The sequence below is a fragment of the Roseibium polysiphoniae genome (assembly GCF_014842925.1).
GTDB lineage: Bacteria > Pseudomonadota > Alphaproteobacteria > Rhizobiales > Stappiaceae > Roseibium > Roseibium polysiphoniae.
In genome coordinates this window covers 325,569-342,767 of the sequence record NZ_JACYXJ010000004.1, presented here as the reverse complement: position 1 = coordinate 342,767, position 17,199 = coordinate 325,569, and the positions used below count along the sequence as shown (strand labels likewise).

General features: G+C 58.3%; 14 protein-coding genes. 3 read left to right on the top strand and 11 right to left on the bottom strand.

What is annotated here, in order from left to right:
- The first annotated feature begins 94 nt into the window (after positions 1-94).
- Entirely contained in the window at positions 95-877 is a 783-nt protein-coding gene (gene fhuF, locus IG617_RS11785) for a siderophore-iron reductase FhuF (RefSeq protein WP_192109408.1), read from the top strand.
- A gap of 11 nt (positions 878-888) precedes the next feature.
- Here fhuF and IG617_RS11780 read toward each other — a convergent pair whose 3' ends face one another.
- The 9 genes from IG617_RS11780 to IG617_RS11740 all read right to left on the bottom strand — a co-directional run bounded on the left by IG617_RS11780 (position 889) and on the right by IG617_RS11740 (position 11,007).
- Positions 889-1,710, bottom strand: a complete 822-nt coding sequence (locus IG617_RS11780; RefSeq protein WP_192109407.1) for a carbohydrate ABC transporter permease — start codon at positions 1,708-1,710, stop codon at positions 889-891.
- Positions 1,707-2,591: a carbohydrate ABC transporter permease gene (locus IG617_RS11775; RefSeq protein ID WP_192109406.1), complete on the bottom strand. Its 885-nt coding sequence runs from the start codon at positions 2,589-2,591 to the stop codon at positions 1,707-1,709. Before IG617_RS11775 ends, IG617_RS11780 begins: the two co-directional genes overlap by 4 nt.
- 69 nt (positions 2,592-2,660) lie before the next feature.
- Positions 2,661-3,944, bottom strand: coding sequence for an ABC transporter substrate-binding protein (locus IG617_RS11770; RefSeq protein ID WP_192109405.1), 1,284 nt, complete (start codon positions 3,942-3,944; stop codon positions 2,661-2,663).
- 63 nt (positions 3,945-4,007) lie between these two features.
- Entirely contained in the window at positions 4,008-5,087 is a 1,080-nt protein-coding gene (locus tag IG617_RS11765; protein ID WP_192109644.1) for an ABC transporter ATP-binding protein, read from the bottom strand.
- Positions 5,087-5,875, bottom strand: a complete 789-nt coding sequence (locus IG617_RS11760) for a DeoR/GlpR family DNA-binding transcription regulator (protein WP_192109404.1) — start codon at positions 5,873-5,875, stop codon at positions 5,087-5,089. The genes IG617_RS11765 and IG617_RS11760 overlap by 1 nt, the downstream gene beginning before the upstream one ends.
- 427 nt (positions 5,876-6,302) lie before the next feature.
- Positions 6,303-7,394, bottom strand: coding sequence for an ABC transporter ATP-binding protein (locus IG617_RS11755; protein ID WP_192109403.1), 1,092 nt, complete (start codon positions 7,392-7,394; stop codon positions 6,303-6,305).
- Positions 7,395-7,439: 45 nt separating this feature from the next.
- Positions 7,440-8,573 carry a carbohydrate ABC transporter permease gene (locus tag IG617_RS11750; RefSeq protein ID WP_192109402.1) on the bottom strand — a complete coding sequence of 378 codons (1,134 nt, stop codon included), beginning with the start codon at positions 8,571-8,573 and terminating at the stop codon, positions 7,440-7,442.
- Positions 8,574-8,583: 10 nt separating this feature from the next.
- On the bottom strand, positions 8,584-9,573 hold the full coding sequence (locus IG617_RS11745) for a carbohydrate ABC transporter permease (protein ID WP_192109401.1): 990 nt from the start codon (positions 9,571-9,573) through the stop codon (positions 8,584-8,586).
- Positions 9,574-9,648: 75 nt separating this feature from the next.
- Positions 9,649-11,007 (bottom strand): ABC transporter substrate-binding protein, encoded by a 1,359-nt coding sequence (locus IG617_RS11740; protein WP_192109400.1) that lies wholly within the window; start codon positions 11,005-11,007, stop codon positions 9,649-9,651.
- A gap of 233 nt (positions 11,008-11,240) precedes the next feature.
- Between IG617_RS11740 and IG617_RS11735 the strand changes: the two genes are divergently transcribed.
- Positions 11,241-12,269 (top strand): LacI family DNA-binding transcriptional regulator, encoded by a 1,029-nt coding sequence (locus IG617_RS11735; RefSeq protein WP_192109399.1) that lies wholly within the window; start codon positions 11,241-11,243, stop codon positions 12,267-12,269.
- A 49-nt stretch (positions 12,270-12,318) separates the two neighbouring features.
- On the opposite strand, the gene fumC is transcribed toward IG617_RS11735, so the two are convergent.
- Complete coding sequence (gene fumC, locus IG617_RS11730; RefSeq protein ID WP_192109398.1) at positions 12,319-13,704, bottom strand: class II fumarate hydratase; 1,386 nt, start codon at positions 13,702-13,704, stop codon at positions 12,319-12,321.
- A gap of 186 nt (positions 13,705-13,890) precedes the next feature.
- Positions 13,891-14,550: a GntR family transcriptional regulator gene (locus tag IG617_RS11725; protein WP_192109397.1), complete on the bottom strand. Its 660-nt coding sequence runs from the start codon at positions 14,548-14,550 to the stop codon at positions 13,891-13,893.
- 495 nt (positions 14,551-15,045) lie between these two features.
- On the opposite strand from IG617_RS11725, the gene IG617_RS11720 reads away from it, so the two are divergent.
- Complete coding sequence (locus IG617_RS11720; protein WP_192109396.1) at positions 15,046-17,145, top strand: putative bifunctional diguanylate cyclase/phosphodiesterase; 2,100 nt, start codon at positions 15,046-15,048, stop codon at positions 17,143-17,145.
- Positions 17,146-17,199: the final 54 nt, after the last annotated feature.

Genomic DNA, 17,199 nt, shown 5'->3' with positions numbered 1-17,199 from the left:
CGGCTGCGCGCAGACTGTTTTCAAGCCAAGAGGCGCATAGCCAGGTCAGGAACCTGACAGCAAACGCCGATCAGAGAGCCACGGAATTTCGCAAATGCCAGGCGCAGAGCCCTGCCCCGATGACCAGATTGATCTGCGCGATTATATGGACGGCCTGTTTCACGGCCACGCGGCGCATCTCGGAGAGCGTTTTGCGATCACGCCCGATTCTGACAAGGGCCGCAGATGCTCGGATCTCACCGATCCCGCGAGCCTCAAGCACCTTCTTGATTTTTATGCGGAGACCAGCTTTCCCGGCGATGACGCGAGATCATCCGTCTCCTACTGGTCCCAATGGTACTTTGGCCTTCTGCTGCCACCGCTGATACTCTTGGCCGGCGCGGCTAGGTCCCAGCTGCCCGCATCTCTTGCCAATCTGCGTCTCGCGCTGGATGCCTCCGGTCAGCCGCGGGGGTTTGAACTAACCGATCCCTATGTCGCCCCAGCTTTGGATACGGACACACCCTTCGATCGGCTCGCACCCCTGATCGATGGTCACCTGTCCCCGCTTGTCTTCTCACTGTCGGCCCGAAGTGGCGTTTCCGCCAAAGTGTTCTGGATGAACGCAGCCGTCGTCATCGACTACACCCATGAGGTCCTGTGGAGCGGCAGCCAGGACATCGATCTGAAAGCAATCACCGGCAGCCCGAAAAAGCCGGATGGCAACCGCAATCCGCTGTTCAGCCCCTATCGCCCCTCCGGCTCCGAAGCCACCAGAACGCGCCGCGTCTGCTGCCTGAGATACGGCCTTGAGGGCGTCGCGCGCTGTCAGGACTGCTCCTTGAAGCCAACCTACGGCAACGACCGCCGCCCGCTCGTGCTGGGCGCAAGCAAGTAGTACCGAAAGCGCTACTTGATGCCTGCGCGCATGAAGCTTTGAACGAATTGCCGCTGGAACAGCAGGAAGGCGATAAGCAATGGTCCGCTGGTCATCAGCGTGGCCGCATTGATCACCGACCATTCAACGCCGCTGTCGATTGCTGAGAAGATACTCAGGCCAACAGTCACCGGGCGTGTGTCGACTGAATTGGTCACGATCAACGGCCAGAGAAAATTGTTCCAGTGGTGGCTGACCGAAACGAGTCCATAGGCAAGATAGGTTGGCTTGGCGAGCGGGATATAGACCCGCCAGAGCACACCCAGGAAGGAAGCACCTTCAATCCGCGCCGCCTCATCCAGCTCCTTAGGGATCGTCATGAAGGTCTGGCGCAACAGGAAAATGCCGAACCCGCTTGCCAGATACGGCAATGCGATTGCCGGGATCGTATCGACAAGGTCCAGCAGCCGCATGGTCTTGTAGTTCTCGACGATCAGAATGTCCGGCATCACCAGAAGCTGCAGCAACACGAGCGAAAACAGCAGCGAGCGCCCCGGAAATTCGAAGCGTGCGAAGGCATAGGCAGCGAGCGTACAAAGGAAAAACTGGCCGGCAAGAATGAGGCTGACGAGAACAAACGTGTTCAGGAAATAGCGCGCGAATGGCGCGGCGGACCAGGCTTTGGCGAAATTATCCATGGTCAACGGCGCCGTCAGGACGAAACGCGCTTCATAGGCCGCGGGATGAAAGGCTGTCCAGATCGCATAGGCAAGCGGAAGGATCCACAACAGCGCCAGCGTCCAGGCAGCAGCTGTGTTCAGGACACGATCGAGCGTGGGACCAGACCAACTCATTTGTAGTGCACCTTGCGATCGAAGAAGAAGAACTGCCCAATCGCGAGCGCCGACAACAGCAGCAGCAAGGCGACGGTCAAGGTTGCCGCATAGCCGGTCTCCCAGAACCGGAACGCCACTTCATAGATGTAAAACAGCAAAAGCGATGAAGCGTTGTCCGGACCGCCATCGGTCAGAATGAAAATATGGTCCACCAGCCGGAACGAATTGATCACCGCGTTGATCGAGACGAATAGCGTCGTCGGCATCAAAAGCGGGAACGTGATCCGCCAGAAAATCGTCCAGCGGCTTGCGCCTTCAATCCTTGCGGCCTCGACGAGCGAAACGGGGATCGCCTGCAAGGCCGCGAGATAGAAAATCATGAAGAATCCGGCCTCTTTCCAGACTGTCACCACAATGACGGCGTTCAGTGCCGTCGCCGGATCACCAAGCCAGTTGGTGCTTGACCAGCCAAAGAGAGCTCCGAAGACCTGATCGAAAAGGCCGAAGCCCGGCGTGTAGAAAAACAGCCAGATATTGGCGACAGCAATCAGGGGCAGGACGGTGGGGGTGAAGTAGGCCATGCGCACCAGGCTTCGCCCGGCGAGCTTGTCATTCACCCAAAGGGCCATCGCGATCGAAAGCGCAATCGAAAGCGGAATCGTCCCCAGCGCGAACCAGAGGTTATTGAACATAACCTTCCAGAACACCGGGTCGTCCCAAAGCCGCTCGTAGTTTTCCAGACCGATGAATTTGGCAGGCCTGCGACCGCGCGGCGTTGAATAGAAGCTGTTGATGAAGGTCGTGACCGCCGGAATATGGGTAAAGGCAAAGAGGAACACCATCGCCGGCAGCAACAGCAGCCAGCTATGAATCCAGTCCCGTTTGAATGTCACCCGCATGGCAAGGTCCGTCAGTTCACGTCTTGAGACAAAGACCGGGCAGCGGACGCCGCCCGGTCTTCATGGGATTTAGCGGTACTCGGAGAGGATGCCGTCGGCCTGAGCCTGGGCTTCCTTGAGAGCGGTCGCTGCGTCTTTCTTGCCAGTGATCACAGAGGCCAGTGCATCGTTGAAGATGCCGGTGACGCGCTGGTTCTGGTAGGTCGAAAGTTCGGCCTTCGCGAACGCGAGCTGATCGCGGGCGATCAGGGCCGGAGCGAAGTCAGCTGTGTAAGCCTTCATCGTTTCGGTTTCCCAGGTCTCTGCGCGCGGGGCAACATATCCGGTTGCGATGGTCCACTTTGCAGACTGGGCAGGAGCCGTGATCCACTGAACGAACTCGACAGCCGCCTTGTTCTGCTCGTCGGAAGCGCCCTTGAACAGATAGAAGTTACCGCCACCAGTCGGTGCACCGCGGGTTTCCTTGGACGGCAGCATGGCAACGCCGAAGTCGAACGGAGCGTTGTCACGAACGTTGGTCAGGTTGCCCGTGGAAGTCCACATCATGGCTGTCTGACCTTCGAAGAATGCCTTCGGAGTTGCGCCCCACTCGATGATGCCAGGAGCCATCACTTCGTGCTTGGTGCTCAGGTCGACGAGGTACTGAAGCGCTTCAACGACCTTCGGATCATCGAAGTTGGTCTTGTTGCCTTCAGCATTGGCAAGGGTCGCGCTGTTTTCGATCGCAAGACCCTGGAACAGCCAGTAAGGGAAACCGGAAGACGGGATGCGAACGCCCCACTGAGAGACCTTGCCGTCAGCGTCTTTCTTGGTCAGCTTCTTTCCGAACTCGACCATTTCGTCCCAGGTCGCCGGAGCGACTTCAGGATCAAGACCGGCTTCCTTGAAAGCTTCCTTGTTCCAGTAAAGAACTGGCGTCGAACGCTGGAAAGGAATGCCGTAGGTCTTGCCACCTGTCTGGCTGTTTTCCATGAACGCTGGATAGAAGCCGTCAACCCAGGCCTTGTCCTCATCCGTCGTCAGATAGTTGTCAAACGGCTGGATCAGGTCTTCGTCGATCAGCGTGAACATGTCGACCGACAGGATCACAGACAGCTGAGGCGGGTTGCCGCCACGCGAAGCGGTGATCGCCTTGGCAACCGTGTCCTGATAGGACCCGGCGTAGACAGCGTCGATCTTCACGTCAGGATTGGCCGCAACATATTCATCGGTCAGAGCCTGAATGGTATCGGCAGCCTTTCCGCCAACTGCGACCGGGAAATAGAACTGCAGGTCAACCGCATGGGCAGACGCCCAGGTGCTGACAGAAAGAGCCGTTGCAGCAACGGCCTTAAGGAATGTGGACTTAATCATCTCAAAACTTCCTTGGTTTGAGCCTTCGCGCATGAAGCGCGTCGTCTGCGCCCGACAGCACAGCTATTGGGGCCGCAATCGCGATCCGATTTCTGGGATCAGGTCATCCCGGCGTCCGCCGGAGAGCCGATCGAAAACATGGAGATCCGCAGTCGATGCGGTGAAGCGCAAGGCCTCGCCCGTGGAGACAGAGCGCGACCCGGGCAGGCGAACCTGAAACAGGGAGCCCGAGACCTCGCAGTCGGCCAGGGTATCGGCGCCCAGATATTCAACGGAGCGAACGGTGCCGCTCAGACCTCCGTCATCTGCCAGGCACAAGGCTTCGGGACGCACACCGAGCAAGAGCCCGGTCGGCATGTCCTGAAGCGGCTCGATCGCCGACATGGGGATGAGGTTCATGGGCGGCGTGCCAATAAAGCGTGCTGCGAAAGGCGTTGCAGGCCGCTCATAGAGATCACGAGGCGTCGCCGCCTGCTCCGCGCGACCAGCATTCAAAAGCACCACCTGATCCGCCATCGTGATCGCTTCGACCTGATCATGGGTGACGTAGACCATGGTGAAGCCCAGGCGCTGCTGAAGGCCGCGAAGTTCCACACGCATCTCGTGCCGGAGTTTCGCATCAAGATTGGACAGCGGTTCATCCATCAGGCAGACCGGCTTTTCGCCGATGATGGCGCGCCCCAGCGCCACGCGCTGCTGCTGTCCGCCGGAGAGCTGCGCCGGCTTGCGCTCCAAGAGCTCGCTCAGACCCAGAAGGTCCGCGACACGCGCCAGTTTCTCTCTGCGTTCTCTCGCATCGACCTTGCGCACCCTGAGCCCGAAAATGATGTTCTCGGCGACACTCAGATGCGGGAAAAGCGCATAGGACTGGAAGACCATGGAGATGTCGCGCTTGGACGACGGCTTGCCCGTGACATCATCTCCGCCAATGAAAATCCTGCCTTCGTCAGTGCCTTCAAGACCTGCGATCATGCGCAGGGTCGTCGACTTGCCGCAGCCAGACGGCCCCAGCAGAACCGTGAAGGAACCGGCAGGAATCTCGATCGAGACATCATCCACGGCCCGGCTTTCACCGAACAGCTTGCTGACGTTCTCCAGCCGGATCGCCTTGCCTGCGTGAGCTCCCGTCAGCGGATCAGACATCATGCCCCCTCCAGCTCGTTGCCCGTGATGATCCGGGTTGAGGCATCAGACAGGGCGTCCTCGACCCCCGTGGGGACCGGTCGATCGCTGAAGACATGCGAGACGTCTGAGATGTGGCCACCGCGCACATGAGCGGTCCGGCCGAACTTCGTATGGTCGAGGACAAGGAACGATTGCCGGCAGTTGGCCAGGATCGACTGCCTCGCGGCGACTTCATCTTCATGAAAATCGAGCAGCGTGCCGTCTTCATCGACGCCGGCAACGCCAAAGATGCCGATATCGACCTTGTAGTTCGAGAAGAAATCCTGTGCGGCGGTGCCGAGAATATCCCGGTCGCCGTGCCGCAGCCTGCCGCCTGCGATCGTGACCTGGAAGCTCGGATTGACGGACGCTGTAAAAGCCACGTTGAGGTTATTCGTGAAGACGCACAGCGCTTCATGGCCGGTGAGCGCCTGCATGACGATTTCCGGCGTCGTCCCAATGGAAAAAGCGAGCGACATTCCGTTGTCGATGGCACTCGCCACCAGATCCGCAATCTGCTTCTTTTGGGCAAGGTTCAGGATCTGCCGCGTGCTGTAGTGACTGTTGCCTGAGGGTGCGGGCGGCTCAACCCCGCCATGGGTTCGTCTGAGGAGCCCCTGCTCGCACAGGCCATTGACATCGCGGCGGATGGTCTGGGTCGTCACCTCAAAACGGGCAGCCAGTTCTTCAACCGAAGCAAAGCCGGCCTTTTGAACCAGATCAGCAATTTCTGCTTGCCGTTCTGTGATATCGATCTGACCCAACATCTTGCTTTCGTTCCCTTCAAATTTTCCGCTTGTGTCCAGCAAAACCTTGGAGCAGAATCTCCGCACAGGTTCACAGCTCCTCTCCGGAACGATGCCCTTCTGCGAATTCGCTGGAGTGATAGAATGTTCATATGAACGTATCTCAACGCTCACATGAACATGAGATGACAATTTCCGTCACCCCGACCTGCACGTAGCCACTCATGCGAAAGCACACGCGCCCGGCATCGCTCGGAAAGCCGATGCATGTCGTGAGGGTTGAGTTTGAAGCGCTGAGATAAAGCCGCAGATTGTTACCGAGACAACCCGCGCCCGGAGCAATTGGAACGCCAGAGGCTCATCGCCCAAGGCCAGGTCAGACCGAGCCGCCCAGCGTAAGGCAGCCATCAGATGGCGCTCTTGCTCAGTGATGCCAATAGGCTTGCACTTACCGGTAGTGGAAGGACACGTCCTCGGCATCAAAGAGATGAAGTTTGTCCGGCGCTGCCGTCAACCGCACCTTCGTGCCTTTGCCGATAGATTGGATTCCGGGCAGTTTGGCAATCAGCCCGACCTCGCCGTCCTTGCCCTCGAAATAGAGTACGGTCGTCTCGCCAAGCGCTTCCACGATCGCAACCGTTCCCTCAAGCAGAAAATCACTGCCCTCGGTCAGCACCAGATCCTCGGGACGCACACCCAGCTGCACCAGCGAGCTCTGATCTCCCGGCTTCGATGGCACTTGCACCGTTGCAGCCGCTCCCTTTCGGATCTGAACCGTCGTGGACGCCCCCGTCTCTGTCACCTGAGCCGCGACCATGTTCATGGCAGGAGAACCGATAAACTGGGCCACAAAGGTGTTCGCCGGCCTTTCGTAAAGATCAAGCGGCGCTCCAACCTGCTCAATGTTTCCGCCATGCAGAACCACGATACGGCTGGCGAGCGTCATCGCCTCCACCTGATCATGGGTCACATAGATCATCGTGCTTTCGGGCATGCTTTCCTTCAGCTGGGCGATCTCGATCCTCGTCGCCACACGAAGCGCCGCGTCCAGGTTCGACAGAGGCTCATCGAACAGAAACACCTTGGGATCGCGCACAATGGCCCGGCCAATCGCGACCCGCTGGCGTTGGCCACCGGAAAGCGCCTTGGGCAGCCGATCCAGATAGGGTTCCAGCTGCAGGATGCGCGCCGCGTTGTCCACCGCAGCATCGATCTCCGACTTTGGCTTTTTGGCAATCTTCATGCCGAACGCCATGTTGTCACGGACGCTCATGTGCGGGTAAAGCGCATAGGTCTGGAAGACCATGGCGATGCCGCGCTGCGCCGGAGGCGTCTCATTCATCCGCTCGCCGTCGATCTGCAGGTCGCCGCCCGTAATCGTCTCGAGGCCGGCGATCATCCGCAAGAGGGTGGACTTGCCACACCCTGACGGTCCGACAAAGACAACAAGCTCGCCTTTTTCGATGTCCAGATTGATGTTCCGAAGAACCTCGACCGAGCCATAGGACTTGCTGACGTCCTTCAGGGAAACGGAAGTCATGCCGCGAGCTCCATACTATATGCCGTGTTGTTGTGTTTGCTCATGTCACTTCACCGAGCCTGCGAGAAGCCCGCGCACCAGGTAGCGCTGCAGCGAGAAGAAGACGAGAAGCGGCACGGCAATCGAGACGAAGGCCGATGCCGTCAGGATCTCCCAGTTGCCACCGCGCGAGCCCAGAAGCTCCCGAAGCCGTCCGGTCATGACCAGCTGTTCCTCGTTGTTGCCCAGGAACACGGTCGCGACCAGAAGGTCGTTCCAGGTCCACAGGAACTGGAAGATGGCGAAAGAGGCGAGCGCGGGAAACGACAGGGGCAGGACGATCTTGATAAAGATCTCGAAGTCGGACGCCCCGTCCACCTTGGCACTCTCGATAATTTCCTTGGGCAGACCCTTGATGTAGTTGCGCAGCAGATAGATCGCGAGCGGCAGGCCGAAGCCGGTGTGTGCCAGCCAGATGCCGATGTAACTCTTGCCGATGCCAATATCCGTATAGAGCCGCAAAAGCGGGATCAAAGACATCTGAAGCGGCACGACCAGCAAACCGACGACCACGGCCAGCAACAGGGCCCGGCCGGGGAACTGCATCCAGGCCAGAGCATAGGCCGCAAACGCCGCGATCAGGATCGGGATGATGGTCGCCGGGATGGTCACCGTCAGCGTGTTGATGAAGGAACGGCCAATGCCTTCGGAAAACAGCACATTCCGATAGTTTTCCAGGGTGAACCGTGGCGGGTCGATGGAGGTGTAGAAAATCCGTGCGCCGCGCTTGCCCTTCATTTCCTCGGGCGATGCAATTCGAAAATCCCCGTTCCGGGAAACCTCAAGCACCTGCCCGCGTCTCATTTCGGCAGCCTGCCCGGGAGCAAAGGCGGCAGGTGCCTTGCTGGAAAACCCGAAAGCGGTCACCTCGCCCTCGGTTTGCCCTTCGAACACGTTCCCCGCAATCACCCATTGGTCACCGTCCTGAACCTGGGCGGCAGAGGCAGGCGCGCGGAAAATGATGTTGCGCTCGGTCGCCGTCAAGGCGGTCCACCAGCCCGAAACGGACAGCTGGTCGCCATCTCGGAAAGAAGACACGAGAAGACCAAAGGTCGGGATCGTCCAGAGCAGCACAAGTGCTGCCACAGACAGATGGACGACCCAGATCAGAAGCGGGCGCTGCCCTGCGATACCTTGCATGCGCCTCTCCTCAAACGTCTTTCCGCGCTTCGCGGATGTTCCAGATCATGATCGGAATGACCATCACCATGATCACGATGGCAATCGTCGCCGAACGGCCGAAGTCCAGCCCGCGAAACATCCAGTCGAACATGTAGTTGGCCAGAACCTGGCTGCCCCATTGGCCATTGGTCATGGCCAGCACGATGTCGAAGACCTTGAGCACCAGAATGGTGATGGTCGTCCAGACAACCGCGATCGTCCCCCAGATCTGCGGAACCTTGATCTTCATGAAGATCTGCAAGGGATTGGCGCCATCGAGAACCGCCGCCTCCACCGTCTCTTCCGGAATACCACGCAGCGCAGCCGACAGGATCACCATGGCAAAGCCGGTCTGGATCCAGATCAGGATGACCATCAGGAAAAAGTTGTTCCAGAAAGGCAGCGTGATCCAGGCCTGCGGCTCACCGCCCAGCGCAACGACAATCGCATTCAGCAATCCAATCTGTTCGATGTTCTCGCCCCGGATGTCATAGACGAACTTCCAGATCACCGACGCACCGACAAACGAGATCGCCATGGGCATGAAGATCAGCGATTTGGCGATGTTGCCCCAGGAAATCCGGTCTGTCAGAGCCGCTGCAATCAGGCCAAAGAAGGTAGACGCAGCCGGCACAACGAACAGCCAGAGCAGGTTGTTGCGCAGGCTTTCGCGAAAGCCGGCGTCGGAAATGAGCCAACTGTAGTTCGCGGTTCCGACGTAACTCTTACCGGACGGCCCATAGAAGGACAGGATCACGGAGTTGATCACCGGATAGATCAGATAGAGCGTCAGGAGCGCTATGGCAGGACCAAGAAACAGCCAGGGCCGAATGCTGTTGGCACGCAAGATGTTGCGCCCCGCATTTTCCCCTCTGGCCGGGAAGATCCCGTCCAGAATTTTGTTTGTTCCCCAGAAGTACAAGACACAGGCACCGACACCTGCCGCCATGGACACGAGCGCCAGCAACAGCTGTTCCATGGGATCCCTCCCTAAAGGTCCCGAAAGGTCCGAGGCGGCCGCGCTTTTCGATCGCGGCCGCTCCGTCTTTTCATCTTACTTGATTGCGTCCCAGCTCGCCTGGATTTCCGTGCCGACCTGATCGGCCGGCTTGCCGCCGACAAAGTCGACCATTCCCGTCCAGAAGGAGCCGGCGCCAACAGCACCAGGCATCAGATCGGATCCGTCGAAGCGGAAGGTCGTTGCCCCGAGCAGAATCTCACCAAGACCCTTCAGCGTGTCATCCGCATAGGCATCCACGTTGACACCCTTGTGCGGTGTCAGGAAGCCGGACTGCGCCATCCAGACTTCGTGGGCGATTGGCGACTTCAGGAACTCGATCAGCGCACGGCCTTCTGGCGTATCGTTCGTCAACGCAAAGACGGTACCGGCGCCAAGGACCGGAGCCCCCAGATCCTTGCCTTCATAGGCCGGGAAATAGAAAAAGTCCGCATCGACGCCCATTTCGGTGCCTTCCGGGAAGAACGACGGAATGAACGACGCCTGGCGATGCATGTAACAGGCCGGCGGTGAAGAAAAGAGGCCCTTCGGGCTGTCACGGAAATCAGATGCAGCGACGGCGCCCGGCGTATCGACGAACTTTTCGTTGTTCGCAAACCATCCAAACTCCTCGATCGCGCCAACAACCTTTGGGTCGTTGAACGGGATCTCATTGCGGACCCACTGGTCATAGACCTCCGGCGGCTGGGTGCGGAGCATCATGTCCTCGACCCAGTCGGTCCCGGGCCAGCCGGTCGCTCCGCCAGAACCGAGCCCGATGCACCATGGCGTGCCACCATCAGCAACAATCTGCTCTGTCAGCGCCTTCAGTTCTTCCATGGTCTGCGGAACATCGTAGCCCGCATCGTCGAAGTTGTCCGGGCTATACCAGACCAGCGATTTCACATCGACCTTGTAGAAGAAGCCGAAAAGCTCTTCCTCACCGTCGTTTCCCTTGAAGGTTCCCAGATCAACCCAGGACTGGCCCGCGGCATAGTTGTCACGCACCCAATCGGCGGTGTCAGAACCAAGCGGTGCCAGAAACCCTTTGCCTGCGAGATCGGAGGCAAGACCCGGCTGGGGGAAGATCGACACATCGGGGGCAGAGCCAGCCTGCGTATCGATCACGATCTGCTGTTCGAAGCTGTCCGAGCCCGAGTATTGAACATCGATCCCAGTGGCCTCCTCGAAATAAGCCATCGTGTTTTCGACGAGATCCTTGTCCGGACCGAGCCAGGGACCAAACACTGTCACCGTCTTGCCGGAAAGATCGTTCACCTTCAGCGCCTCATAGCTCTCCCAGTTGAAACGCGAGTCTTCACCCGGCTTGAACACAAGCTCCGCTTGAGCTGACATGCTTGTCAGCCCGACTGCGAGCGCCGCCGCAGCCGTAGTAGTCCCAAAACGCAAAATCATCACGATCCTCCCAGATCCAGACTGGCACGCCTGCGCGCACCTAAAACGTCGAGCAATTTGAAATGGTTGTATTTTCCTCCAAAACACCCATCCAAACCGCTTTGAATTACGTCTCAACATGTCTCGACACCACGTTCTTGTCAAGAAAGCCATTGTGGCACAAACTTGACATTTAACTCCGCATCCCAACATGCCAAAAGAAACCAAAGCGATTTGGATTTGGAGCAAACCGGTTGAACTTGAAGGAATTGTCCCAGGCACTGGAGTTGTCTCAGACGACGGTCAGCCGCGCCTTGAACGGCTATCCGGAAGTGAGCGCCGAGACACGCAGCCGCGTTGAGGAAATGGCCCGCAAGCTTGGCTACGCTCCCAATCAGCAAGCCAGACGCCTTGCGACCGGGCGTTCCATGTCCATTGGCCACGTCATCCCGCGCTCCCTGCATGAGATGATGAACCCGGTTTTCATGGAGTTCATCGCCGGAGCCGGAGAGACCTACTCCCGACATGGCTACGACATGATCATCTCGGTCGTCGAGGATCACAATGTCGAAGCCGCCTACCGCGAGATCGCCTCCAAGAAAAAGACAGATGCCGTCATGGTGCACGGGCCACGCTCAAGCGATGAGAGACCTGCCCTCCTGAAGGAGCTCGGCCTTCCCTTCCTGATCCACGGCCGCGTGCCCGGCCTGGAACATGCGACATCCTGGATTGACGTCAACAACGGGCGCGCCTTCGAGCGGGCGACCAATCTGCTGCTCGATCTGGGTCATCGGCGGATTGCCCTTTTGAACGGCCTTGAGGACATGGACTTTGCCGCGCGGCGGCGCGCCGGGTTCGACAAGGCCCATCACGACCGAGGCTTACAGACCATCCCCGAGCTTTTGCGCGCGGCGGACATGACAGAGCCCTATGGCGCCGACAGCGCGCTTGAAATGCTCAAGTCACCCGAGCCCCCAACCGCCTTTATGGTTTCAAGCATGATCACGGCGATTGGCGTCGCGCGGGCCATCGGATTATGCGGCCTGAAGATCGGCCGTGACATCTCAGTCATTACCCATGACGACGCCCTGTCGTTTCTGCCCAATTGCGGCGATGTTCCAATTTTCACCTGCACCCGCTCATCCGTTCGTGACGCAGGCAGCCGCGCGGCCCAGCTCTTGATCGAAAAGATCCTTCCGAACCCGGACACCATCGTCAGCGAACACCTGGAAGCAGAGCTGATCATCGGTCAGTCGACAGGTCCCCTACCAACGCAAGCCTGACAGCGGGCCAGCTCTCCTAAGAGCGCAGCTCTGAACCAGTGTGCGAGCCCTAGAGGCTCGATGACACCATCTTGGCCGGATCCACGACAGCATCGAACTCTTCTGCGGTGACATAGCCAAGTTCGAGGCAAGTCTCCTTGAGGGTCTTGTTCTGCTCGAAAGCCTGATGCGCAACTTCACTCGCCTTGTCGTAGCCGATGACCGGGCTGAGCGCTGTCACCAGCATGAGTGACCGCTCAAGGTAGGCGGCAAGCTGGTCTTCATTTGCCACCATGTCCTCGACGAGGAAATCGGCAAAATTACGCGCACCGTCTGCCATGATCCGGCCGGACTGCAGAACCGCATTGATCATCACCGGCTTGTAGACATTCATCTCCAGATGCCCGCCGCTGCTTGCGAGGCCGACCGTCACATCATTGCCCATGACCTGGATCGCCAGCATGGCCAGCGCCTCGCACTGGGTCGGGTTCACCTTGCCCGGCATGATGGACGAACCTGGCTCATTGGCCGGCAGTGTCAGCTCGTTCAGGCCGCAGCGAGGTCCGCAGGCCAAAAGCCGAATGTCGTTCGCAATCTTGTATAGGGAGCTTGCCAGCGACTTCATGGCACCAGACAGCATGACAAGCGCATTATGCGCGCCCTGTACCGCAAACTTGTTCGGCGCCGTCACGAACGGCAGCCCTGTCAACCGCGCGATTTCGGCAGCCGCCTTTTCCGCGAACTCCGGATGCGTGTTGATGCCGGTGCCCACGGCCGTGCCACCAAGAGCCAGTTTGAAGACATCGCCCAGTGCAAATTCGAGGCGCGCCATATCCTCATCGAGCATATGCACGTAGCCGGAGAATTCCTGGCCAAGCGTCAAGGGCGTTGCATCCTGCAGATGGGTTCTGCCGATCTTGATGATCCAGCTCCATGTGTCCGCCTTTACCTGCAACTTGTCCCGCAGATAGCGGACCTCGGGCAAGAGCCGCTGCGACGTCAGGATCGCAGCCGCCATATGCATGGCCGTCGGATAGGTGTCGTTAGAGGACTGGGACATGTTGACGTGATCATTCGGATGCACCGGGGTCTTTGACCCCAGCACGCCGCCCGCCAGCTCGATCCCGCGGTTCGAGATCACCTCATTGACATTCATGTTCGTCTGGGTGCCGCTGCCCGTCATCCAGACATGCAAGGGAAAGTGGTCATCGAGATCACCCTTGGCGACCTCGTCCGCAACGGTGCTGATGAGACTGGCAAGCTCGGGATCGAGCAGGCCAAGGTCCCGGTTGGTCAGCGCCGCAGCCTTCTTCAGGATCCCGTAAGCGTGAACGAGTTCGATCGGCACGACATCCGTGCCAATGGAAAAATACTTCAGCGACCTTTGTGTCTGGGCACCCCAGTAGCGGTCGTCAGCAACTTCAATCGGGCCGATACCGTCGGTTTCAAGACGCATGAATTGCTCCACTCTGCACTCGTGTCTCGCCGGCACATGCCGCAGTCCCAGCCATAGGGCTCAGACGACGGACATGTGATCGTCCGGTCCAAATACGCTGACATAAATGAAGAGCTTTGCAAGGGCGGTCAGATAAGAAGGCAACAGACCCGCCATGTATTTTCCCCTCCCCCAGATCCGAATGGCTCAGACCTGTGACAACCGACAGCTGCTGAAGACATCCTCCAGAGCCTGCTTTGCAGCGATGCGATGCCGCCGTGCCAAATCCGCCGCGGCCGCGCCATCTCCCGTGAGAATGGCGGCCAGCACGTCGCGATGCTGTTGGACGTTGCCAATCGGCGCTTTCAACATGCGCAACAGCACCATCCGGCCGCGATGCACCTGGTCAAGAAGAGATCCGGTGAAGTGTGTCAGCCGCTGATTTCCGCTCAAACTGAGCAGCTTGCGATGAAACCTGTCATCTGCGTCCACCCAGGCGTCAAGATCGCGCGCGCGCTGCGCACCTTCCATCTCGCCAATCAGTGCCTCCAGTTCCTCGAGCGCTTCCGCGTCGATCTTTTCACTGGTCAGCTTCGCAAGCGCACAGGGTTCAAGCGCGATCAGGAGGTCGTAGATTTCCGAAAGGTCCTCGAGTGACAGCGCCAGAACCTTTGCGCCCCTCCGCGGCACCAGCTCGACCAGGCCATCGGCCTCAAGGCGGATCAGAGCCTCGCGCACCGGCGTCCGGCTCATCCCCAAACGCTCAGCAATATCCGGTTCGGGAGCCTGGAAACCTGGCGGCAGTCCACTGGAAAGAATATCCTCCTTCAGGCGATCATAAGCCCTGTCGACTCGTGTCGATTTCAATTTGACTGCCATAGGCAATGCGGTCCCAGAATTTTTTCAATAACAACGAATATCTTGTTGGGTTAAATGAACAAACTGACCCTTTTGAGGCGCTCTATACTTAACCGTCCAAGCGCCAAACGTTTTGACGACAATTTGGTTAGTCCTTGTTAAAAATATCAATCAGATTTTACACAAGATACAAATTGACGTTGGGAATTCGCATTATTGTCGACAAAAATGGTTTCTGAGCAGTTGGACACATCAAAAGCTGCATATTTGTTGATCAGATCGCCCTGATGAAATTAACCCAAAAGAAATGCACGGCGCTCCAGCACCGTCTTTTTTGCGGGTTGCGCTTTAGATACACCACAGAAAGATGAAAAATATTCACATTGTAATTTTTAAATTACACTACGTAACTTTGACATTTTACTAACTAATAAAGTCACCAGAAGCGATTGTTATTATTGTATTTGGATTTTCGCCGGAAACTGATCTTTCCAGGAGAAAATCATGTTTACCGTCTTGTCCAGCATAGCGACCGAGTATCATGTTCTGTCGCTGGCCGCGGCGAGCTTGGTCGGCTTCGCAGGCTGCCTTTTCACGATCAAGCTCTACAGCCGCGTCAACAGCGAGACGGGGTCCCGTCGTCATCTGAGCCTGTTCCTGGCCAGCATCGCCTGTGCCAGCGCCATCTGGGGCACGCATTTCATCGCCATGATCGATCACGATGCCACGGCCCAGCACACCTTCAACGCCGAGCTCACAATACTCTCGTTTATCGTCGCCATCTTAATGTCCGGCCTCGGACTTTTTTTGGCGACCTTGCGCGGCATACCGCTGTTCATTGAACTTGGCGGCCTGGTCATCGGGCTTGGAATTGCCGCGATGCATTACATTGGCATGGCGGCGATCATCATGCCGGGCGTCAAGTCATGGGATCTGAGCTTGGTGGCATCTTCCATTGCCTTCGGCGGCCTGCTCGGCGCGCTTGCCCTGAACAGATTTGCGAGACCCTACTCCCGCTACTGCAACGTCGGTGCAAGCATCTGCCTCATGGCCGCAATCCTGTGTGTGCATTTCATCGGCACGGCAGCAGTCACCTTCATTCCTGTCAGCGGCATGGAAATCGGGCCGTCAGTCCTGGACAAATACACTCTTCTGACCACGGTCGCTCTGGCACTTGGCGTGCTGATGCTCGTTGTCGCGGCTGGTCATGCAATCGACGCGCAGGGGACGCGGGCAGCGACGGAAAAGTATCGCTACTTTGCGCTGCACGATCCGATAACCGGCCTGCCGAACCGCCAGTATCTGAGCGAGATGATCTCGGCGCAGCTGGTGGAAAAGGAAGCAAGCGGCGATCAGGCCGCCGTCCTGTTCATAAGCCTTGATCAGTTCAAGGCGATCAACGATCTGCATGGCTATGGCGCGGGCGACGAGGTCCTGTCTGCCGTCTCGGCGAATATTCTCGGTGACCTGGCAGAGGATGAGCTCCTCGCCCGTTTCAACGGCGATGAGTTCGTGGCCTTCAAGGGCAATGTGCCGAACCTCAACGCGGCCATGCTCTTTGCCTACAAGATCCGCGACATCGTCATGCAGCCCATCCACTGGAACAACTATACGCTCAACCTGCATGCCAGCATCGGCATTGCAATGTTCCCGGATGACAGCAACGATCTCGACACGCTGGTTCTGAGAGCAGCTCTTGCAGCCAAGCGCGCCAAGCGGATCGGCGGCCACCAGATCAAGACCTATGTCGATGGCATGGAGGAGGCCAATCGCCGGCAGGCCGTCATCGCCGCCGATCTCAAGTCCGTAATCTCCGACGACCAGCTCCGGCTCTACGTCCAGCCTCAAAATGACGCCCGCACTCTGGAGCTCACCGGCTATGAGGCACTTTTGCGCTGGGAGCATCCCGAAAAGGGGCTTATCGGCGCCGCGGACTTTATCCCGATCGCCGAGCGCACAGGTCAGATCCTCGACATCGGTCAATGGGTTCTGGAGGCCGCCTGTCAGCATGCCGTCTCCTGGGATCCCGCCATACCGGTCTCAGTCAATGCATCGCCGCTGCAGCTGTCGCGCAGCAATTACCCGGCGATTGTGTCCCAGATCCTGATCGAAACCGGCCTGCCCGCGCAGCGTCTCGAGATCGAATTGACGGAGAGCAGCATCATCGAGGACCATGACCGCGTGCTTCAGGCGATCAAGGCTCTCAGGGACATGGGAGTTCGGGTTTCCATGGATGACTTCGGCACTGGTTACTCGTCGCTCAACACGCTGCAGAACTTCCCCTTCGACAAGATCAAGGTGGACCGTGTCTTCACGCAATCCATCGAAACCGATCCCCGGTCACGCGCCATCATCCGCTCGGCCGTGCTCCTCGGTCACAGCTTCAAGATTCCGGTTCTGGCAGAAGGCGTGGAAAACAAAATTCAACTCGACTTCCTGACCGAGGCCGGCTGCGCCCAGGTTCAGGGCTTTCTATTCGGGCGCCCCATACCCGCGAGCGACGTGCCGTCCAATGTCGAACAAGCGCTTCTGACCGAAGAGCTGAGAACCAATCTGGCAGGATCACGTCAAACCGGGCGAGACAAACAGCGGGTCGCCTCCTAGGTCTGGTATCCAGTCTCCCGAGACACCAAAAGGGCTCCGCACTGCGAAGCCCTC